20 protein-coding genes are annotated in these 19681 nt (G+C 69.7%); 7 read left to right on the plus strand and 13 right to left on the minus strand.

The genetic code is table 11. The features are described 5' to 3' along the window. Positions 1–19 precede the first annotated feature (19 nt). The 8 genes from otnI to QQK43_RS13470 all read right to left on the minus strand — a co-directional run bounded on the left by otnI (position 20) and on the right by QQK43_RS13470 (position 8176). Complete coding sequence (gene otnI / locus QQK43_RS13435) at positions 20–817, minus strand: 2-oxo-tetronate isomerase (RefSeq protein ID WP_284308179.1); 798 nt, start codon at positions 815–817, stop codon at positions 20–22. 26 nt (positions 818–843) lie between these two features. Beyond that, complete coding sequence (locus QQK43_RS13440; RefSeq protein ID WP_284308180.1) at positions 844–1854, minus strand: alpha/beta fold hydrolase; 1011 nt, start codon at positions 1852–1854, stop codon at positions 844–846. A gap of 66 nt (positions 1855–1920) precedes the next feature. Further along, positions 1921–2607 carry a class II aldolase/adducin family protein gene (locus QQK43_RS13445; RefSeq protein WP_284308196.1) on the minus strand — a complete coding sequence of 229 codons (687 nt, stop codon included), beginning with the start codon at positions 2605–2607 and terminating at the stop codon, positions 1921–1923. 17 nt (positions 2608–2624) lie between these two features. Next, on the minus strand, positions 2625–3896 hold the full coding sequence (gene otnK / locus QQK43_RS13450) for a 3-oxo-tetronate kinase (protein WP_284308181.1): 1272 nt from the start codon (positions 3894–3896) through the stop codon (positions 2625–2627). Continuing rightward, entirely contained in the window at positions 3893–4795 is a 903-nt protein-coding gene (gene ltnD, locus QQK43_RS13455) for an L-threonate dehydrogenase (protein WP_284308182.1), read from the minus strand. The genes otnK and ltnD overlap by 4 nt, the downstream gene beginning before the upstream one ends. 31 nt (positions 4796–4826) lie before the next feature. Then, the gene (locus tag QQK43_RS13460) at positions 4827–6194 is read right to left on the minus strand and encodes a GntP family transporter (protein ID WP_284308183.1); all 1368 of its coding nucleotides are present in this window, start codon (positions 6192–6194) and stop codon (positions 4827–4829) included. A gap of 126 nt (positions 6195–6320) precedes the next feature. Next, positions 6321–7100: a FadR/GntR family transcriptional regulator gene (locus QQK43_RS13465; protein ID WP_284308184.1), complete on the minus strand. Its 780-nt coding sequence runs from the start codon at positions 7098–7100 to the stop codon at positions 6321–6323. 95 nt (positions 7101–7195) lie between these two features. Then, positions 7196–8176, minus strand: a complete 981-nt coding sequence (locus tag QQK43_RS13470; protein WP_284308185.1) for a tripartite tricarboxylate transporter substrate binding protein — start codon at positions 8174–8176, stop codon at positions 7196–7198. A gap of 276 nt (positions 8177–8452) precedes the next feature. On the opposite strand from QQK43_RS13470, the gene QQK43_RS13475 reads away from it, so the two are divergent. The 6 genes from QQK43_RS13475 to QQK43_RS13500 are packed head-to-tail and all read left to right on the plus strand — an operon-like array spanning position 8453 to position 14318. Continuing rightward, positions 8453–8662 (plus strand): acyl-CoA carboxylase biotin carboxyl carrier protein subunit, encoded by a 210-nt coding sequence (locus tag QQK43_RS13475; protein ID WP_234264503.1) that lies wholly within the window; start codon positions 8453–8455, stop codon positions 8660–8662. 3 nt (positions 8663–8665) lie between these two features. After that, positions 8666–9415: a GntR family transcriptional regulator gene (locus tag QQK43_RS13480; protein WP_284308186.1), complete on the plus strand. Its 750-nt coding sequence runs from the start codon at positions 8666–8668 to the stop codon at positions 9413–9415. Next, complete coding sequence (locus QQK43_RS13485; protein ID WP_284308187.1) at positions 9412–10650, plus strand: CaiB/BaiF CoA transferase family protein; 1239 nt, start codon at positions 9412–9414, stop codon at positions 10648–10650. The genes QQK43_RS13480 and QQK43_RS13485 overlap by 4 nt, the downstream gene beginning before the upstream one ends. 47 nt (positions 10651–10697) lie before the next feature. Next, the gene (locus QQK43_RS13490; protein ID WP_284308188.1) at positions 10698–11705 is read left to right on the plus strand and encodes a tripartite tricarboxylate transporter substrate binding protein; all 1008 of its coding nucleotides are present in this window, start codon (positions 10698–10700) and stop codon (positions 11703–11705) included. Further along, on the plus strand, positions 11702–13264 hold the full coding sequence (locus QQK43_RS13495; RefSeq protein WP_284308189.1) for an acyl-CoA carboxylase subunit beta: 1563 nt from the start codon (positions 11702–11704) through the stop codon (positions 13262–13264). The genes QQK43_RS13490 and QQK43_RS13495 overlap by 4 nt, the downstream gene beginning before the upstream one ends. Beyond that, a complete protein-coding gene (locus QQK43_RS13500) occupies positions 13248–14318 on the plus strand; it encodes a YeiH family protein (RefSeq protein ID WP_284308190.1) in 1071 nt (356 codons plus the stop codon). Before QQK43_RS13495 ends, QQK43_RS13500 begins: the two co-directional genes overlap by 17 nt. A gap of 9 nt (positions 14319–14327) precedes the next feature. Here QQK43_RS13500 and QQK43_RS13505 read toward each other — a convergent pair whose 3' ends face one another. The 5 genes from QQK43_RS13505 to QQK43_RS13525 form a co-directional block, all read right to left on the minus strand. Continuing rightward, entirely contained in the window at positions 14328–15011 is a 684-nt protein-coding gene (locus QQK43_RS13505; protein WP_284308191.1) for a glutathione S-transferase family protein, read from the minus strand. Beyond that, on the minus strand, positions 15008–15766 hold the full coding sequence (locus QQK43_RS13510; protein WP_284308192.1) for an enoyl-CoA hydratase/isomerase family protein: 759 nt from the start codon (positions 15764–15766) through the stop codon (positions 15008–15010). Before QQK43_RS13510 ends, QQK43_RS13505 begins: the two co-directional genes overlap by 4 nt. A gap of 68 nt (positions 15767–15834) precedes the next feature. Further along, a complete protein-coding gene (locus tag QQK43_RS13515) occupies positions 15835–17142 on the minus strand; it encodes a TRAP transporter large permease (protein ID WP_284308193.1) in 1308 nt (435 codons plus the stop codon). Positions 17143–17166: 24 nt separating this feature from the next. After that, a complete protein-coding gene (locus QQK43_RS13520) occupies positions 17167–17700 on the minus strand; it encodes a TRAP transporter small permease (RefSeq protein ID WP_234264494.1) in 534 nt (177 codons plus the stop codon). A 66-nt stretch (positions 17701–17766) separates the two neighbouring features. Continuing rightward, positions 17767–18921: a C4-dicarboxylate TRAP transporter substrate-binding protein gene (locus tag QQK43_RS13525; RefSeq protein WP_284308194.1), complete on the minus strand. Its 1155-nt coding sequence runs from the start codon at positions 18919–18921 to the stop codon at positions 17767–17769. Between the two features lie 256 nt (positions 18922–19177). Between QQK43_RS13525 and QQK43_RS13530 the strand changes: the two genes are divergently transcribed. After that, on the plus strand, positions 19178–19681 hold a 504-nt coding region (locus tag QQK43_RS13530), incomplete at its 3' end, for an enoyl-CoA hydratase-related protein (protein ID WP_284308195.1).

The following is a 19681-nucleotide window of genomic DNA, read 5'->3' on the forward strand; positions in this document are numbered from 1 at the left end:
TGCGGGGCGCCGTTTTCTTTTACAGCCAGGGCTTGAGCCAGCCCAGGCCGTCGCTGGTGGCGTGGGTCGCGGCGCCGCGCGCCGGGCGGTATTCGCAGCCGATCCAGCCGTCGTAGCCCAGGCTGTCGAGCAGCCGGAACAGGTAGGGGTGGTTCAGCTCGCCCACGTCGGGCTCGTGCCGCTCGGGCACGCCGGCGATCTGCAGGTGGCCGACGCGGCCGGTGGGCAGGTACTGGCGGATCTTCATGGCCAGGTCGCCTTCCACGATCTGGCAGTGGTAGAGGTCCATCTGCACCTGCACGTTGGTGGCGCCGATCTCGGCAACCAGCGCGTGGGCCTGGTCCTGGCGGCTCAGGAAGAAGCCCGGCATGTCACGCCCATTGATGGGCTCCAGCAGGATGCGGATGCCGTGCGGCGCAGCCTGCTCGGCCGCGTGGCGCACGTTGGCGACGTAGGTGGCGCGCACGGCTGCGGCATCGGCGCCCTGGGGCACCAGGCCGGCCATGACGTGGATGCGCGGGCACTGCAGGGCCTGCGCGTATTCGATCGCCTGGGCGATGCCGGCGCGGAACTCGGCCTCGCGGCCGGGCAGGCAGGCCAGGCCGCGCTCGCCCGCGTCCCAGTCGCCGGGCGGGGCGTTGAACAGCACCTGTTGCAGGCCGTGGGCGCGCAGGCGCTCGGCCAGCTCTGGCGCCGGATGGGCGTACGGAAACAGGTATTCGACCGCCTGGAAGCCGTCGCGGGCGGCGGCGGCGAAACGGTCAAGGAAGTCCACGTCGTTGTAGAGCATGGACAGGTTGGCGGCAAAACGGGGCATGGGGGTTTCCTCTTCTGAAACAGGGTTCAGCGCCGGGGCGCGGTGGCCAGCACCTGGGCCAAGGCCTGCGCGTAAAAGCGCGCCTGGCCCAGCGTGGCGTGGCCGGTGGTGTCGGGCCCGGTGGGGATCACCAGGGCTTCGGCGTGCGGGATGCGGGCGATGGCCCGTTCCAGCACACCCAGTTCGGGCGGGTTGCGTTCGTCGTCAGCCGACAGGATGGCCAGGACGCGGGCCGTGATCCGGTCCAGGCCGGGTTCCGGGTCGTAGTCGCGCGAGGCCTCCCACTGGTAGAGGTGGTCGTTCGCGTCGCCCTTGAACGGCGACTGCAGGCGCTGGTCGAGCAGCGCATCGGCCGCAGCCCGCGTGGGCGCGAGCTGCTGCAGGCCGAGATGACCGCCGTTGGTGGCCAGGCCGTAGAACACCGAGGCAACCTGCAGGCTGCGCGGCTGCTGCGTGTAGTGGCCGCCCTGCCAGGCGGGGTCGTGGCGAATGGCGTCGATCACCAGACGCCGCAGCAGCCAGTTGCGGCCCGACATGGGGGCCGGCAGCGCGGCCAAGGGCACGGCGATGTCCATGAAATCCGGGTGGTGCTGCGCCCACAACCAGGTGTGCATGCCACCCATGGAGTAGCCCACGATGGCACGCAGGTGGCGGATGCCCAGGTGCTCGGTCAGCAGGCGGTGCTGCGCCCGCACCATGTCGTCGTAGTTGTAGGCGGGGAACGCGGTGCGCAGCCCGTCGGACGGCTTGCTGGAGCGGCCGGTGCCGATCGCATCGGGCAGCACGATGAAGTGCCGGCGCGCGTCCAGCGGCTGGCCGGGCCCGAACAGCGTGCCGGCGAAGGCCGGGTTCAGCAGGGCTTCGGCCGAGCCGTTGGTGCCGTGCAGCACCAGCACCGGCTCGCCGGCCGGATCGCCCACCGTGGTGTAGGCCAGCCGCAGGGCCGGCAGGACTTCGCCGGTGTGGAAGCGGAAGTCGCTCACCCCCCATTCGGCCTGCCGGGGCGTCGGGTACGGGTCGGCGGCGCGGTCGGTCACAAAGGCTCCTGGCGCGGTGCGGTTCGGGCGGTGCGGTCGGGGATCAGCGAAGCGGTCCGTCGGCCGTCACCAACTGGCGCCGAAGACCTGGCGCAGCTCGTCGATCCGGGCTTCGGCCAGCGGCGGCACATGGGAGTTCAGGCGGTGCAGGTGGGCGGTTTCTTCCAGCTCCTCCAGCACGGCCATGGCTTCGGCCGGTGTGTCGTGCCAGACATTGGGGCCCAGCCGCGCCAGCATCACGGCGCGCAGGCGCCGGCCCTGCGCCGCATGGCGCGCGATGGTGCGCGCCACGGCCTCGGCCGCGGCGGGATCGCCCGGCCGGTGGTAGGCGATGTGCGGCACCCGGCCGACCTTCATGACGAAGTAAGGCGTGATGGGCGGCAGCAGCTCGGCGTCGTCCGCCAGTTGGCCGCCCGCGGCACCGTCGGCCGCCAGCGAGCAGGCGACGAGCTGGGTGCTGTGCGTGTGGATCACGCAACGCGCCGGCTGGCCGGCCGCCGCCGTGGCGTCGTAGATCTGCCGGTGCAGCGCGATGGTCTTGCTGGCGCGGTCGCCCGCCGTTTGCTGGCCCTGCGCATCCAGCCGCGCCAGGCGCTCGGGCGCCAGCGTGCCCAGGCAGGCGTCGGTGGGCGTGATGAGGTAGCCGTCGGCCAGCCGCACGCTGATGTTGCCGGCCGTGGCGTGCACGTAGCCGCGCTCGAACAGGCTGCGGCCCACGCGGCAGATCTCGGCGCGGGCCGGGGCTTCGTCCATGAAGGCGGTGGCGGTGCTCATGCCTGCGATTGTGCAAAAGCCTTGGTGAAAAAGTCGGTGCTGCCGAAGTTGCCCGACTTCAGGGTGATGTGCAGGCCGTCCGTGGCATCGGGCGCCACGGCGTGGCACCACGGCACGCCCGGGTCGATCTGCGCACCGATGCGCATTTGCGTGATGCCCAGGGCCTGCACGCAGGCGCCCGAGGTCTCGCCACCGGCCACGATGAGCTGGCGCACGCCGCGCTGCACCAGGCCGCGGGCGATGGCGGCGATGGTGTCCTCCACCATGGCACCGGCCTTTTCAGAGCCCAGCTTGCCTTGAATAGCGCGCACGGCCGAGGGCTCGGCGGTGGAATACACCAGCACCGGGCCTTGGCCAATGTGGCTTTCGGCCCAGGCCAGGGCTTCGGCGGCCACGTCCACGCCGGCGGCGATGCGCAGCGGGTCGATGGCCAGCGCCGGCCCGCCGGACTGGATGAAGTGCAGCACCTGCTGGTTGGTCGCCACCGAACAGCTGCCCGACACGATGGCCTGCAGCCCGTGCGGCGCGGGCAGGCGGGCGGCCTCGTGGCTGGGCGCCACGCCGAAGTTGCCCGGCAGGCCGATGGCCACGCCCGAGCCGGCGGTCACCAGCGGTAGGTCCTTGAGCGCCGGGCCCAGGCGCAGCAGGTCGGCGTTGGACACCGCGTCGACCACGGCCATGCGCACGCCCTCGGCCTTGAGCTGGTCGATGCGCGCGCTGATGGCCGCCTCGCCCTGCGCCACCACGGCGTGGTCGATCAGGCCCACGCGGCTGGGTGTCTGCGCCTGCAGCACACGAACGAGGTTGGGGTCCGTCATGGGCGTGAGCGGGTGGTTCTGCATGCCGCTCTCGTTCAGCAGCACGTCGCCCACGAACAGGTAGCCCTTGAACACCGTGCGCTGGTTGTCGGGGAAGGCGGGCGTGGCGATGGTGAAGTCGGTGCCCAGGGCTTGCATCAGCGCATCGGTCACGGGGCCGATGTTGCCTGCGGCCGTGCTGTCGAAGGTGGAGCAGTACTTGAAGTAGATCTGCTCGGCGCCCTGCGCCTGCAGCCACCGCAGCGCGTCCAGCGACTGGGCGATGGCTTCGTCCTTCGGAATGGTGCGCGATTTGAGGGCCACCACCACGGCATCGGCCTCGGCATCGAGCGGGGCCATGGGCACGCCCATGGCCTGCACCACGCGCATGCCGGCGCGCACCAGGTTGTTGGCCAGGTCGGTGGCGCCGGTGAAGTCGTCGGCTATGCAGCCCAGCAGTGCGCGCGTCATGCCTTGTCCTTTCCTTCGGGCAGCGTGATGCCGGGGAAGATCTTGATCACCGCGCTGTCGTCTTCCTTGGCGAAGCCGGCGGTCGAGGCCTGCATGAACATCTGGTGCGCGGTGGCCGCCAGCGGCAGCGGGAATTTGCTGGCGCGCGCCGTGTCGAGCACCAGGCCCAGGTCCTTGACGAAGATGTCCACCGCCGACAGCGGCGTGTAGTCGCCCGCCAGCACGTGGGCCATGCGGTTCTCGAACATCCAGCTGTTGCCGGCGCTGTTCGTGATGACCTCGTACAGTGCCTCCGCCTTCACGCCCTCGCGCAGGCCCAGGGCCATGGCTTCGGCGGCCACGGCGATGTGCACGCCCGCCAGCAGCTGGTTGATGATCTTGACCTTGCTGCCCGCGCCCGCGCCATCACCCAGGCGGTACACCTTGCCGGCCATGCCGTCGAGCACGGCGTTGGCAGCGGCATAGGCCTCGGGTTTGGCCGAGGTCATCATCGTCATCTGGCCCGAGGCGGCCTTGGCCGCGCCGCCCGAAATGGGCGCGTCCACGTAATGCAGGCCCAGCGCGTTCAACCGCGCTTCGAGCGCCACGGACCAGTTCGGGTCCACGGTGGAACACATCACGAAGGTGCTGCCCGGGCGCATGGCGGCCGCAGCGCCGTGCTCGCCGAACAGCACGCTTTCGGTCTGCGCGGCGTTCACCACCACCGACACCACCACATCGCTCACCGCCGCCAGCGCGGCCGGGGTGGCGTGGGCGGTGCCGCCATCGGCCGCGAAGGCCTCGGCGACACCGGGTCGCACGTCGCACACATGGAGAGGGAAGCCGTTCTGGCGCAGGGTCTTGGCGATACCGGCGCCCATGGCGCCCAGGCCGATGATGCCGACGGAAGGTTGGGTCATGACAAGGTCTTTCGTACGCAGGGAAAACAGGTCAGGCGACGGCCACCCAGAGCAGGGCCGTGAAGGCAAAGCCCGCCAGGCCGAGCACCGTGGTCAGCACGGTCCAGGTGCGCAGGCCGTCGCCCACGCTCAGACCGAGGTAGCGCGTCACGATCCAGAAGCCCGAATCGTTGACGTGCGACAGGCCCAGGGCCCCAAAGCCGGTGGCCACCGTGAGCAGCGCCACCTGCACGGGCGAATAGCCGCCGCCGGTGATCGCGTCGCTGAGCAGGCCGCAGGTGGTGATGATGGCCACGGTCGCCGACCCTTGCGCGGCGCGCAGGGCCAGCGCCATGCAGAAGGCCAGCAGGATCAGCGGCAGTTGCGTCGCCGCGAGGCTCTGCGACAGCGCCACGCCGATGCCGCTGGCGGTGAGCACCTTGGCGAACACCCCGCCGGCACCGGTCACCAGGATCACGGTCGCCGCCGGCGGCAGCGCGGACTCCATGACGGCGTTGGTGCGGTCCCGGCTCCAGCCTTGCTGGCGCCCGAGCAGGAACATGGCCAGGCCCACGGCGACCATCAGCGCGAAGATGGGCGAGCCGATGAAGCCGAGCAGATTGCGCAGCGCGTCACCCTTGGGCAGCACGGTGGCGCCGGTGGTGCCTCCCATGATCAGCAGCAGCGGGATGAGGATCAGCGCCAGCACGGTGCCCACGCCGGGCGTCTGGCGCTTCGCCGAGGCGGCGCTTTCTTCGCTGCTGCCAAAGGCAGCGAACTGCTCCGCCGTCGCCGGCAGCATGGCGTAACCCTTGCGGTTGAGCCAGCCCGACACATACTGGGCCAGCACCGCCAGCGGGATGCAGATGCCCAGGCCGATCAGCGTGATCCAGCCGATGTCGCCCTGCACGATGGCCGCACCGCCCACGATGCCCGGGTGCGGCGGCACCACGACGTGCGTGGCCAGCATGATGCCCGCCACCGGCAGCCCGAACTTCACCGGGTTGACGCCCGCCGCCTTGCAGAAGCCGTAGACGATGGGCACCAGGATGATGAAGCCGACGTCGAAAAACACCGGAATCGCCAGCACCAGCGCCGACGCCGTGAGCGCCATGGGCACGCGGTTCGGCCCCAGCAGTTGCGTGAAGCGGTTGGCCAGGCTGGCGGCACCGCCCGAGACTTCGATCATGCGGCCAAGCATGGCGCCCAGCGCCACCAGAATCGCCACCGACCCCAGCGTGCCGCCCATGCCGGCCACCAGCGTGCCGATGATGTCGCCCGTCGGCATGCCGGTGGCCAGCGCCACCAGAAGGCTCACCAGCATCATGGCGACGAAGGCGTGGACCTTCCAGCGAACAATGAGCAGAAGCAGCAGGGCAATGCTGCCGGCACCAATACCGAGAAGCGCGAGGGTGGACATGCGAGAGGTTTCCGATGGATTGGCCGCGATCGGGAAAGCGGTCTTATTTGTACGTTAGACTGGTTATCATACAAATTTAGCCACCCTGATCGCCAAGGGTTAACCCTAAACCCCAGCGGTCTGTGACTACCGCGGCGTTGCGGGGGCCGCCGCCAGCAAGGGCTCGGCCAGGCGGGCCCCGTCCTGGGTCCAGAACCCGGGGTCCGCTTGCGCGATGCGCGCCAGCGCGTTGCGCATGTGCTCGGCCGCCGCACTGCGCGCGGCCACCGCGTCACCGGCTTCGATGGCCTGCACGATGTGCTCGTGCTCCTGCGTGACCGCGCGCGAAAAGTCGCTGCGCCGGGCCTCGTTCGCCCGTGTGACCCGCGTCGCCCCCTTGAGGAACTGCGCCAGGTAATCGAGCGTGTTGATCATGAACGGATTGCCCGCCGCGCGCGCGATGGCGCGGTGGAACTGCACGTCTTCCTCGACCCCGTCGCGGCCGGCCTGCACCGCCGCCTGGATCGCCGCCATGGCCTGGCGGATGGCCAGCAGATCGGCTTCGCTGCGGCGCAGGGCCGCCATTTCCGCCACCTCCGCCTCCAGCGCCCGGCGCACCTCCACGATCTGCATGACCGCTTCGCGCGACGCAGCGTGCGGCAGGTCGAACTGCAGCGGCTCGATGCCCGGCGCCTGCACATAGACCCCGCTGCCCTGTCGCGAATCGACCAGCCCGCGCGACTTCAGGCGCGAAAGCGCCTCGCGCACCACCGTCCGGCTGACCTGGAACTGCTGGGCCAACGCCGTCTCCGTGGGCAGCTTGTCCGCCACCTGGAGGCGCCCGGCGCGGATCTCCGCCTCCAGCGCGCTGGCCACCTGGTCGGCGAGTTTGAGGCCGGGTTTGACGGCGGAAAAAGAAGACGACATGGGCGTGGGACGAGAGAGGGCAGTTCGGCGGCCGCGGCGCGGACCGCCGGATGAATGTACCTGAAGCCTCCCCACCCGCCTGCGCCGGGCCCGCTTCAGTCGAGCTGGATCTTGGCGAACGCCGCCACCTGTTTCCACTGGGCGGCGTCGCTGGCCATCGCTGCGGCCGCAGCCGTCGCGTCCAGGTACATCGGCTCGGCGCCCTGGCGCTCCATGCCGGCGACCACTTCAGGCTGCTTGGCCACGCGTTCCAGGGCCGGCGCCAGGCGCGCCAGCACCTCGGGCGGCAGGCCCGCCGGCGCGGCCACGCCGAACCAGGCGCTGACATTGAAGCCGGCCAGACCGGCTTCGGCCAGGGTCGGCACGTCCGGCAGGGCCACGCTGCGCTGCGGCGTCGTGACCGCCAGCGCCCGCAGGCGGCCGGCGCGGATCTGCCCGATGGCCGAAGGCAGGTTGTCGAACATCACATCCACCTCGCCCGAGAGCACCGCCGTGATGGCGGCTGCCGAGCCGCGGTACGGCACGTGCGTGATGAAGGCGCCGGTCTGGCGCTTGAACAGTTCCGCACTCAGGTGCAGCGAGGTGCCGTTGCCGTTGGACGCGTAGTTCATCTTGCCCGGCGCCGCCTTGGCCCGCGCCACCACGTCCTGCACCGAGGTGATGCCCGAGTTCGGGTTGACCAGCAGCACATTGGGCACACGCCCCAGCAGCGCCACCGGCGCGAGCTGCGCCGACGCGTAAGGCAGCTTCTTGTAGACCGCCGGGCTGATGGTCAGCGCGGGCGAGGCCATCAGCAGCGTGTAGCCGTCAGCCGGTGCCCGCGCCACATCGGCCGCGCCCAGGTTGCCACCGACCCCGGGCTTGTTGTCGACCACCACGGGCTGCCCCAGTTCCTGGGCCAGGCGGGCGGCCACCAGCCGGCCCATGTTGTCGATCAGGCCGCCCGGCGGGAACGGCACCACGAGCCGGATCGGCCGGTTCGGCCACGTCTGCGCCTGGGACAAGGGCGCCGCCAGGGCCAGCAGGACACAGGCGGCAGCGCGCAGCAGCGGGCGTTTGGTCAACAACGGGGTCACAAAAAGTCTCCTGAGGGGGTGGTGAAAGCCGGTCGGCCGGTCCCTGTCGGCACGGAACGTGCCGGACCGCCGCCGCGGCGGAACGGTTGCCGGATGCGCCAAGGCAGGCATCCGATCATTAGTCTGGTCATCATACAAATTACAGACGCAGCTCCCATCCGGGTTTACCCGGCTCGATCCGGCGCGCAACACCCCGCCCGTCCCCAACCCGGGCAAACCCTGATAGCTTCTCCAATTCAGATTGTTAACAATCTGAATATCAACCAAGGAGTCTTCATGCAAGTGTTTTCCGAAGTCACCGGCACCGTCTGGGCCATCGAAGTGCAGCCGGGCCAGAGCGTCCAGGAAGGCGACACGCTGCTCGTGGTCGAGTCGATGAAGATGGAAATCCCCGTCTCGGCGCCGGCCGCCGGCACGGTCAAGGCCGTGCTCGTCGCCAAGGACGACACGGTCGAAGACGGCCAGCCCCTGGTCGAGCTGGGCTGAGCCATGCACCCGGCCGACATGCCCGCCGACGTGTTCGCTTCGCTGGAAGGCGCAGTCGCCTTCCGGCTGTTTGCCGACCAGAAGGACCCCACGCTCAGCGTGCCCGAGCAGATCGCGGGCCGCATCGGCGACCGCATCCTCAACAGCGAGATGGCCCCCGGTGCGCGCATCGGCGAGCAGGAACTGGCCGACGAATTCAGCGTCAGCCGGGGCCCGATCCGCGAGGCGCTGCGCATCCTGGAGCGCGAAGGCCTGGTCACCATCCTGCCGCGCCGCGGCGCCATCGTCACCGAGCTGAGCGCCGCCGAACTGACCGAGCTGATGGAAATCCGCGCCGGGCTGTTCGAACTGGTGGTGCGCAAGCTCACCCAGAACCGGCACCCCGAACTGCTGCCCATGCTGCGCGCCGGCAACCAGCGCCTGCAGGCGCTGGCACCGATCCCGGAGATGGGCGACGCCTACGCCGAAACCACCTACCGCCTGCTCATCCTGTGCGCGCGCCTGAGCGGCAACCAGCGCCTGCAGCGCATGCTGACCGGCCTGTCGCTTCAGACCCTGCGCTACAGCAAGCTGGGCCTGCGCACGCCCGAACGCCGCCTGCGCTCGGCGCGCCTGTGGCAGGAAGCCACCGACGCGCTGGAACAGGGCGACACCGAACGCATGGTGCTCCTGGCCCGCCAGCGCATCGAAGAGTCGGCCGAAGAAGCCGTGCGCCAGCTCGCGAACACCCCGAACCCAGGAGACCGGGCATGACCCGCCCCACCCCGCACCCCGAACTGCCCCACGGCCCCCTGAGCGGGCTGAAGGTGGTGGAAATCTGCTCCACCATCGCGGGCCCGGCCTGCGCCCGCCTGCTGGGCGACTTCGGCGCCGAAGTCATCAAGATCGAGCCGCCCGAAGGCGACCCCGTGCGCCAGATGGGCCAGCACGTGGACAACGTGTCGCTCTACGCGGCCTCGATCCTGCGCAACAAGCGCTCGGTGGCGCTGGACCTCAAGACCCCGCAGGGCCGCGCCGTGGCGGCCGAACTCATCGCACGCGCCGACATCCTGGTCGAAAACAACCGCCCCGGCGTGATGGAGCGCCTGGGCCTGGGCTACGACGCGCTGAGCGAGCGCAACCCCGGCCTGGTGATGGTGCGCATCAGCGGCTACGGCCAGGACGGCCCCTACAGCGAACGCCCGGGCTACGGCGCCATCTGCGAGGCCGTGGGCGGCGTGCGCCACATGACGGGCGACCCCGACCGGCCGCCGGCCCGCGTGGCGCTGGCCACCACCGACTACCTGTCGTCGGTGTACGCCGCGTTCGGCGCGATGGCCGCCATCCGCGCCCGCGCGATCACCGGCCGCGGCCAGGTGGTGGACGTGGCGCTCTACGAAGCGGCGTTCTCGCAGATGGAGCCGATCGTGCCCGCGCACGACAAGCTGGGCGTGGTGCCGATGCGCGAAGGCTCGAACCTGCCGTCGATGGCGCCCAACAGCTCCTACCCCACGGCCGACGGCGGCTGGGTGCTGATCGCGGCCAACAGCCAGCCCACCTGGCGCCGGCTGGTGGGCCTGATGCAGCAGCCCGAGCTGCTGACCGACCCGCGCTTCGAGACCATCCAGGCACGCGGCCGGCCCGAGAACATGAAAGCCATCGACGCGATCATCGGCGCGTGGTCGCGCACGTTCGACGGTGGCGTGCTCGAACAGATGCTGCGCGACGCCGAGGTGCCCACCTCCCGCGTCTACACCATCGCCGACATCTACGCCGACCCGCATTTCGCGGCGCGCCAGATGCTGCAGGCCGTGCCGCACCCCACGCTCGGCCACACCACCCAGATGGGGGTGGTGCCGCGGCTGTCGGCGACGCCCGGCGGCATCCGCCACACCGGCCCCGACCTCGGCGCCGACGGCGTGGCCGTGCTCAAAGAATCCCTCGCCCTGGAAACAGAGGCCATCGAAGCCCTGATCGCTGCGCAAGCCCTGCGCACACCATCCCACTGAGAACGTGTTTCAGCGCCGCCCCCACGGCGCCCAACCCAGGAGACCTCATGAATCCGCAACGCTCCAACCGCCGCCAGGCGCTGGGCTGGCTGGCTGCCGGCGCCGCCTTTCTCGGCCGCCCGCAACTGGCCCACGCCGCACCCTGGGCCCCCACCGGCAACATCACCTACAACATCGGCGTGGCCCCCGGCGGCTCGGTCGATCTGTACGCCCGGGGCATCAAAAACGCGCTGGACACGCTCAAGCTCGTGGGCGGCCACACCGTGCTGCCGCTGAACAAGCCCGGCGCCGCCGGCCTGCTGGTGCTGCAGGCGATGCAGAAGGCGCGCGGCGACGCGCACAACCTGTCCACCTTCCACACCGGCAGCATCGCCGGCCAGGTGACGGGTGTGCTCAAGGCCGATCTGCGCGAATTCGTGCCCGTGGCCATGATGGTGGAAGAAACCACGCTGGTCGCCGTCGCGGCCGACTCGCCGCTGCGCAGCGCCACCGAGATCGTGGACAAACTGCGCCAGTCGCCCGAGTCGCTGAAGATCGCCGTCGCCCCGCTGCGCGGCCTGAACCTGCACCTGGCCATCGCCAAGCCGCTCAAGCTGGCCGGCGTGGACGTGTCGCGGCTGACGGTGGTGCCGTTCCGCTCCTCGGGCGAGTCGGTCACCGCGGTGATGGGCGGCCACGTCGACGTGGTGATCGCCACCGGCCCGACCGTGACCCCGCTGGCGCAAAGCGGCAAGCTGCGCATGCTGGCCAGTTGCGACCCGGTGCGCGGCAAAGGCCCGCTGGCCGAGGTGCCGACCTGGCGCGAACTCGGCATCGCCGCCGACTACGTGAGCTACAACGGCGTGCTGCTGCCCCCGGGCGTCGACGCCGAGCAGATCCGCTTCTGGGAAAACGCGCTGCGCCAGGTCGCGCAGTCCGCCGACTGGCGGCAACTGGTCGAGAAGTCGGGCAACAAACCCATCTTCAAGGGCTATGTCGATTCGCACCGCTACCTGCAGAGCGAACTGAAAGACACCCAGGAACTGGTGGCGTCGCTGGGAGCCGGTGCCCGATGAGCCGTCTGCACGAACCGGGCGGCGAATGGGCCGCCGAACTGACCGAGCTGCAGACCCGCCGCGAGCAGGTGCGCGCCATGGGCGGGCCCGAGGCGCTGGCCAAATTCAAGGCCAGCGGCCGGCTGAACGCGCGCGAGCGCATCGCTCAGTTGCTGGACGGCGGCACGTTCCGCGAATTCGGGCAGACCGCCGGCAAGGGCCACTACACGCGGGAAGGCGCTTTCGAGCGGCTGGACCCGACCAACGCCATCACCGGCACGGGCCGCATCGAAGGCCGCAAGGTCGCGCTGCACGTGGACGACTTCACCATCCGCGCGGGCTCGTCCGAAGCCACGATTGCGGACAAGTGGATCTACATCGAGCGCATGGCGCACCAGCTGCGCCTGCCGCTGATCCGGCTGGTCGATTCGGCCGGCGGCAGCGTCAAGCTGCTGATGCAGCTGGGCGGCACCAAGATCCCCGAATACCCCACTTGGCCAGCCAACGCCCTGCTTGACACCGTGCCGGTGGCGGCGGTGGCGCTGGGCGCCTGCGTGGGCCAGGGCGCGGTGAAGGTGCTGTCCTCGCACTTCAGCGTGATGGTGCGCGAGCAGGCCCAGGTGATGGCCGCCGGCCCGCACGTGGTGCAGCAGGCCTACGGCCAGAGCATCGACAAGAACGATCTGGGCGGCTACAAGGTCCACCGCAAGAGCGCGCTGGTGCACAACGAGGCGGTGGACGAAGCCGACGCGCTGGCCCAGGTGCGGCGCTTCCTGAGCTACCTGCCGCGCAGCGTGTTCCACCTGCCGCCGGCCGTGGCGCCGAGCGACGACCCGGAGCGCGCCGACGACTGGCTGAAAGACGCGATCCCGCGCGACCGCCGCAAAATCTACGACCCGCGCAAGATCCTCGACGCGGTGCTCGACCGCGGCTCGATCTTCGAGATCGGGCGCTGGCAGGGCGGCTCGGTCATCACCGCGCTGGCGCGGCTGAACGGCATCCCGGTGGGCGTGATCGCCAACGACCCCAAGGTGCAGGGCGGCGCGATGACCATCCAGGCCGCCTACAAGATGGAGCGCCACATCAGGCTGTGCAGCCAGTTCGGCCTGCCCATCGTCAACTTCGTCGACCAGCCGGGCAACCAGACCGGGCTGGACGCGGAGCTGGGCGGCACCCTGCTGGGCGCCACCCGCGTGGGCGAGGCGCTGCACGCCTGCCGCTCGCCATGGGCCTCGGTCATCGTGCGGCGCTGCTTCGGCATGGCCGGCGCGCTGCACGCGCCCAAGTACGGCGAGTCGCTCAATTTCCGCGTGGCCTGGCCCTCGGCACGCTGGGGCTCGATCCCCATCGAAGGCGGCGTGATGGCCGCGCACAAGGCCGAGATCGAAGCCGCGGCCGACCCGGCCGCCAAGCGCGCCGAGCTGGAAGCGTTCTACCTGAACATGACCTCGCCGTTCCGCACGGCCGAGAAGTTCGGCATCCTGGACATCATCGACCCGCGCGAGACGCGCAGCCTGCTGTGCGACTGGGTCGAAGACGCCTGGGAGCGCGTGAAGACCGACCGTGTCCGTGCCGGCTGATCCGGCCGCGCTGCACACGGCCGTGCGCGCCGCCGCCGGCCGTGTGCGCCGGCTGGCCGGCGGGGCGCTGCTCAGCACCGTGGTCGGCCTCTCGGCCCTGTTCGTCAGCGAACACCACGGCGGCCCCGCCCTGCTCTACGCGCTGCTGATCGGCCTGGCCTTTCACTTCCTCTCGCCCGATCCGCGCCTGCGCCCGGGCATCGACTTCTGCAGCCGCACGGTGCTGCGCATCGGCGTGGCCCTGCTGGGCGCGCGCATCGGCTTCAGCCAGGTCCTGGCCCTGGGCTGGCGCACCGCGCTGCTGGTGGCCGCCGGCGTGACGCTGACCATCACCTGCGGCCTGCTGCTGGCCCGCTGGCTGGGCTGCCGCCGCGACGAGGGCCTGGTCTCGGGCTGCGCGGTGGGCATCTGCGGCGCTTCGGCCGCGCTGGCCGTGGCCTCGGTGCTGCCGCCCACGCGCGAGAATCAGCGTTTCACGCTGCTGGCGGTGGTGGGGGTGACGGTGCTTTCCACCCTGGCCATGCTGCTGTACCCGCTGCTGGTGCAGGTGCTGGGGTTCAGCACGCACCAGGCGGGCATCTTCTTTGGCGCCACGATCCACGATGTGGCGCAGGTGGTGGCCGCGGGCATGCTGCTGACGCAGGCGGGCGACACGGCGGCGGCCGACAACGCCACCATCGTCAAGCTGATGCGGGTGATGCTGCTGCTGCCGGTGGTGCTGGCGGTGGCTACCTGGGTGCGCCGCGGTCAGGCGCCGGCGGCTGTGGCGGTGGACGAGGACGGTCCGCCGCGCGCCGAGGTGCCGCTGGTGCCGACCTTCCTGCTGGGTTTTGTGGTGCTGATGCTGCTGAACACCGCCGGGGTGCTGCCCACCTGGGGCGTGGCGGCGGCCAGCGGTCTCTCGCGCACGCTGCTGGTGATCGCCATCGCGGCGGTGGCGGTCAAGACCAGCCTGGCCGAGCTCGGTCAGCTGGGCTGGCGCCCGGTGCTTATGCTGCTGGGCGAGACCGCTTTCCTGGCGCTCATGGTCGGCTTGGCCGTGCCCTGGCTCTGAGCCCCGCTCTCAGGCCTGCAGGGGGCTGGGGGCCTTCACCCCCTGGGCCTGCGCGGCCGCGGCCTGGGACTGTTTGGCGCGCACGAAGCCCGGCCGCGTCTGCAGGCCCGCCCAGTAGCGCTGCACGCGCTCGGGGAACTCGCTGTCGAGACCGATCTGGCAGGCCAGCTGCAGCGCGTAGCTGACGGCGATGTCGGCGGCGGTGAAGCGGCCCGCGCACAGGTGCTGCGGGTCCTTCGCCAGCGCCGCGTCGACCGCACGCAGGCGCGCCAGGAACCACTTGGCGTAGTCCTCGGCCACCTGGGGCTGGCGCCGTTCGGGGGTTTCGAAATAGCGGTAGCGCAGCACCAGCGTCTGCGGGAAGGTGAGCGTGGCATCGCTCATGTGCAGCCAGTTCAGGTAGGCGCCGTACGCGGCTTCGGTGGGTTGCACGTCGAGCCCGCCGGGATCGTTCAGCGCGGCCAGGTACTGGCAGATGCCGGCCGACTCGGTCATGCGCACGGCGCCGTGCACGAACAGCGGAATGGTGCCCAGCGGGTTCTCTTCCAGGTAGTGGCGCGCCGCGTAGCGCGGCGGGAACGGCAGCACGCGCAGTTCGTAAGGCAAGCCCAGTTCTTCCAGCGCCCAGAGCGGGCGGAAAGAACGGGCGTCCAGGCAGTGGTAGAGCACCAGGGGTGCCGATGCGGTGTTCACGGGGTTTGTTCTCCAAGGGAATGGATGCGCCGGGCTGTTTCGGGGTCGGCGAAGCAGGCCAGCGCCGCCCGCCTTTCCCCTTCCAGCGCGGCAGGCAGGGCGCTCAGATCGCGCACCAGCGCTTTCTTGAGCAGGCGGGTGGCCAGCGGCGAGCGTTCGGCCACCTGGTGGGCCAGGGCCAGCGCGGTGGGCAGCATGTGATCGCGCGGCACGACCCGGTTGATCAAGCCCAGGGTTTGCAGGCGCTGCGCGTCCAGGCGCTCACCGAGCACGAGCAGTTCCATCGCACGCTGGTGCCCCAGGGCCTGCGGCAGCAGGTGGGTGACGCCCCCGGTGACGAAGTGGCCGAGCTGCATTTCGGGGAAGAAGCCCACGAGGTCGTCCGCCGCCACCACCAGGTCGCAGTTGAGCACCCATTCCAGCCCACCACCGACCGCGTAGCCGTGCACGGCACCGACCACCAGCTTCGGTCCGAACAGCAGGTCGCGCGTGATGACCTGGATGTCGTCGCACATGCGCGCCATGCTCTCGGGCGACTGCGCCTGCTGATCGAACTCCTTGAGGTCGTCGCCCGCACAGAAGGCGCGGCCGGCGCCGGTGAACACGATGACGCGGGTATCGGGATCGCGCTGGGCGCGCTGCAGGGCGTCGTGCAGGTCGGCCAGCAGGGTGCCACCGATGGCGTTGAGCCGGTGCGGGCGGTTCAGCGTGACGAGGCTGACCGGCCCCTGGGTCTGCAAGAGGACGTCGGGCATGCGGAAATCTCCTGGAGCGTGAGGGGACCGGGATTATCCCGGCCCGGGGCGCCGGCTCGGCACCCGCCTCACTTGCCCCAGTTCGGCAGGAACAGCACCAGGTCGGGGAAGCACATCATGAGCAGCAGCACGACGAAGTCCGCGACCAGGAACCAGAAGATGCCCTTGAAGATGCCGGTGGTCGATATGAGGTTGCCGACCACGCCCTTGATGACGAAGACGTTCATGCCCACCGGCGGCGTAATCATCCCGATCTCCAGCAGCTTGGTCAGCACCACGCCGAACCACACCAGGCTGAGTTCGGCCGAGTTGATGATGGGCAGCACGATGGGCAGCGTCAGCAGCATGGCGCCGATGGGTTCGAGGAACATGCCCAGCAGCAGGTAGATCAGCACGATGCCCAGCAGCACCCAGACGATGTCGGCGTTCTGGCCGATGATCAGTTCGGAGATGTAGGTGCCCGCCCCCGACAGCGCCAGGAAGCGCTGCAGCAGGCTGGCGCCGATACCGATGATGAGCAGCGCGGTGGTGGTCAGCAGGGTTTCGAGGATCGCGTTCTTGAAACGCTCCCAGCTCAGCGAGCGGGCGATCAGCGCGACCACGCAGGACAGCAGCGCGCCGATGGCACCGGCTTCGGTGGGCGTGAAGATGCCGCTGAACAGGCCGCCGAAGATCCCCAGCATCACGAGCACGATGGGCCACACGTCCTTGAGCGCACGCATCTTCTCGGCCCTGGGAATGGCTTCCTTGACCGAGGGGGCCAGTGCCGGGTTCAGCTTGACGCGGATCAGGATCACCAGGATGTAGCTGAACATGGTCAACAGACCGATGGTCACGCCGCCCAGGAACAGCTCGGTGATGGACGTCTGCGCGATGATCCCGTAGAGGATCATGATGATCGACGGCGGGATCAGCGCGCCGATGGTGCCGCCGGCGGCCACCGTGCCGGTCGCCAGCTCGGCGCTGTAGCGCTGCTTCATCATTTCGGGCACGGCGATGCGGCCCATGGCGGCCGAACAGGCGACCGACGATCCGCACACCGAGGCGAAGCCCGCGCAGCCCAGGATGCCCGAGATCGCCAGGCCACCCGGCACGCCCGACAGCCACATGCGCGCCGCGCGGAACAGCCCCTCGGTCAGGCGCGCGTGGTAACACACGAAGCCCAGCAGCAGGAACATGGGCACCGAGCTGAGCACCCAGTTGGTGGAGAACTGGTAGGGGATCACGCCGAGCGAGCCCCAGGCCACGTTCCAGCCCATGAGGTACCAGATGCCGGAGAACGACACGGTGATCATGCAGATGCCGATGGGCACCCGCAGCGCGATGAGGGTGAGCAGCAGGCCGATGCCGACCAGGCCGACTTGTACGTCTGTCATTGGGGAAACGTCCTTGGGAAAGGGTCAGTCGTCGCTGTCGGCCCGGGCACGCTCGACATCGAGCCCGGAGGGCCGGTTGGTGAGGTAAACGATGAACTTGTAGACCACCACCAGGAACATCAGCAGGCAGCCCAGCGGCAGAAAGAAATAGGTGGGCCAGACGGGCAGGCTGTCTTCGCCCTGCACGATGGACGCCTTGATGCCGTACTTGCTCAAGGCCTCTTCCCAGGAGCGCAGCGTCATCAGCGCGAACACCACGGCGGAAAACAGCAGCATCCAGCCCGCCAGGTGCTTCTGCACGCCCTTGGGCAGGCGCTCGGTGATCACCTCCACCGAGATGTGGGCCGACTTCTGTTCGGCAAAAGCCAGCGGCATGAAGGCCGCGATCGCCATGTAGTAGTACGAGACGATGGTGATGGTGCCCGGCAAGGGGTAGTTGAAGACATTGCGCGAGACCACGTCCAGCGTGATGTGGACCATCATCAGCGCGATGGCCAGGCCTGAGATGACCGTGACCGAGTCGATCAGTCTGGAGAGGAATTTGCCGATGGCGTGCATGGCGACACCTAAGAGGGAATGGAAAAGGCCAGGGGACCGCCAGCGACGGCGGCCCTCCGGCAGGCATCAGAGGCCGTAGGCGCCGGCATCCACCTTCGAGAACACCTCGGTCCAGTACAGGTCGGCCAGCTTTTCACGGCTGTCGACGCCCTGCACCAGGCCCACCCACTTTTCCAGCACCGGGCGGAACTGCGCCAGCATTTCCTCGCCCCGCTTGACGCCGTGTGTCTTGGCGAAGAACTCGACGATGGTCTTCATGTCCTGCGCGGCGAAATCGCGGGTCTTCTGCAGCAGCGCCGGGTCGGGCTGGTGCACGCGCCCACCGCGCTGGGTCACCAGGTTCAGCACGTCCTTTTCACGCTGGTGGTAGACGTAGGGAATGTAGGCCGGCATCACCGTGCCCGCGCGCAGCAGGGCCTGGCGCTGTTCCTTGGTCAGGCTCTTCCAGACGCGGCTGTTGACCTGGGTCACGCCGGTGCCGGCAAAGATGCCACCAGGCACCTGCACGGTGACGTCGCTCACGGCTTCCAGCAGGCCCAGGTTGGTGAGTTCGGGGATCGACACCACCACGCAGTCCACCACGCCCTGTTTGAGCGCTTCGAGCGCTTCGTTGGACGACATGGTCACCGGCTGCGCGCCCATGGCACGCGCCCAGCGCGACCAGTGCGAGCCCGCCACGCGCAGGCGCTTGCCCTTGAGTTCGGCTTCGTTGCGCACCGGCTTGTTGCAGTTGAGGTAGTAGGGCGAGCTGGCGGCCGGCCCGGTGAACACCTGGTTCTGCTTGGCGAACTCGGCCTGGCATTCCGGGCACTTGGTGAACACGAATTCGGACAGCGCGCCCACGTAAGCCATGCCTTCGCGCCCACGAACCCGGTCGTCCATGGTGAGCAGTTGCATCGACGATTCGGCCAGCAGGTTGAAGTGCGGGTACTCGGCCGGGAAGTACGGGGCCAGCAGGTAGCCGATGTCGGCGAGACCATCGCGCAGCCCGGCCGAGGTTTCGGCAAAGTTCAGCAGCGACAGCGGGAAAACCCGCACGTTGAGCTGGCCGTTGGTGAGCTTCTTCACCTCGGCCGCGTAGGCCTGGCCGGCCTTGTCGGAGTCCGAGCCCGGGGGAAAACCCATCGCGTAGCGCAGGTCGCGCGCCTGCACGCTGGCGGCCCCGAGGGCCAACGCTGCGGCCATGCCGGCGCCAGCCAGCGTTCCCAACCATTTTTTCATCAGTCGCATAGGAGTCCTTGAAGCGGTGTGGCAGTGCCCAGACCACCCGAAAATTCGAAGCGCCGGCCCCGGCAGAGGCCTGCGCCAGACACCCCGCAATGGTGGGGACACCCCCCGTGTCCGTCTTGCGTCCATTGGCTGGACCGGGGCCGGGTTTTACCGGGGGCGGCTGCACGCGGCACCAACCAGTCGGCGCAAGACAGGCGCGGGCGGCCCTCCTACAGTCCCCCAGTCCCTTCGCTGATCGGAATTGCCCATGTCGACCACCCCCGTGACCCTGAAGACCGAAGGCGCCATTGGCGTGCTGGTCATCCAGAACCCGCCCGTCAACGCCCTCTCCCCCGCCACCGTGCAGGGCCTGATCGAGGGCCTCGCCGCCTTCGAAGCCCGCCCCGAGCTGCAGGCCCTGGTGCTGCATTGCGAAGGCCGCACCTTCGTCGCCGGCGGCGACATCGCGGCATTCGAAGACCCGACCTTCAGCGCCGCGCCGTACAACCAGTTCCTGGGCCGGCTCGAAGCCAGCCGCCGCCCCGTGGTGGCGGCCCTGCACGGCACGGCCCTGGGTGGCGGCCTGGAACTGGCCATGGCGTGCCACTGGCGCGTGGCCGCACCCACCACCCGCGTCGGCCTGCCCGAGGTCAAGCTCGGCCTGATCCCCGGCTCGCTGGGCACGCAGCGCCTGCCGCGCCTGGTGGGCGCGCAGCGCGCGCTGGACATGATGCTCAGCGGCCGCATGGTCGGTGCCGCCGAAGCGCAGGCC

The sequence above is a fragment of the Hydrogenophaga electricum genome (genome assembly GCF_030160815.1).
In the GTDB taxonomy this organism is placed as follows: Bacteria; Pseudomonadota; Gammaproteobacteria; order Burkholderiales; family Burkholderiaceae_C; genus Hydrogenophaga; species Hydrogenophaga electricum.

Bases quoted from the DNA above. Each gene is read 5' to 3' on its own strand.
- otnI (WP_284308179.1), bottom strand. From the start codon at position 817: ATGCCCCGTTTTGCCGCCAACCTGTCCATGCTCTACAACGACGTGGAC.
- QQK43_RS13445 (WP_284308196.1), bottom strand. From the start codon at position 2,607: ATGGACGAAGCCCCGGCCCGCGCCGAGATCTGCCGCGTGGGCCGCAGC.
- otnK (WP_284308181.1), bottom strand. From the start codon at position 3,896: ATGACGCGCGCACTGCTGGGCTGCATAGCCGACGACTTCACCGGCGCC.
- ltnD (WP_284308182.1), bottom strand. From the start codon at position 4,795: ATGACCCAACCTTCCGTCGGCATCATCGGCCTGGGCGCCATGGGCGCC.
- QQK43_RS13460 (WP_284308183.1), bottom strand. From the start codon at position 6,194: ATGTCCACCCTCGCGCTTCTCGGTATTGGTGCCGGCAGCATTGCCCTG.
- QQK43_RS13465 (WP_284308184.1), bottom strand. From the start codon at position 7,100: ATGTCGTCTTCTTTTTCCGCCGTCAAACCCGGCCTCAAACTCGCCGAC.
- QQK43_RS13475 (WP_234264503.1), top strand. From the start codon at position 8,453: ATGCAAGTGTTTTCCGAAGTCACCGGCACCGTCTGGGCCATCGAAGTG.
- QQK43_RS13480 (WP_284308186.1), top strand. From the start codon at position 8,666: ATGCACCCGGCCGACATGCCCGCCGACGTGTTCGCTTCGCTGGAAGGC.
- QQK43_RS13485 (WP_284308187.1), top strand. From the start codon at position 9,412: ATGACCCGCCCCACCCCGCACCCCGAACTGCCCCACGGCCCCCTGAGC.
- QQK43_RS13490 (WP_284308188.1), top strand. From the start codon at position 10,698: ATGAATCCGCAACGCTCCAACCGCCGCCAGGCGCTGGGCTGGCTGGCT.
- QQK43_RS13495 (WP_284308189.1), top strand. From the start codon at position 11,702: ATGAGCCGTCTGCACGAACCGGGCGGCGAATGGGCCGCCGAACTGACC.
- QQK43_RS13510 (WP_284308192.1), bottom strand. From the start codon at position 15,766: ATGCCCGACGTCCTCTTGCAGACCCAGGGGCCGGTCAGCCTCGTCACG.
- QQK43_RS13515 (WP_284308193.1), bottom strand. From the start codon at position 17,142: ATGACAGACGTACAAGTCGGCCTGGTCGGCATCGGCCTGCTGCTCACC.
- QQK43_RS13520 (WP_234264494.1), bottom strand. From the start codon at position 17,700: ATGCACGCCATCGGCAAATTCCTCTCCAGACTGATCGACTCGGTCACG.
- QQK43_RS13525 (WP_284308194.1), bottom strand. From the start codon at position 18,921: ATGAAAAAATGGTTGGGAACGCTGGCTGGCGCCGGCATGGCCGCAGCG.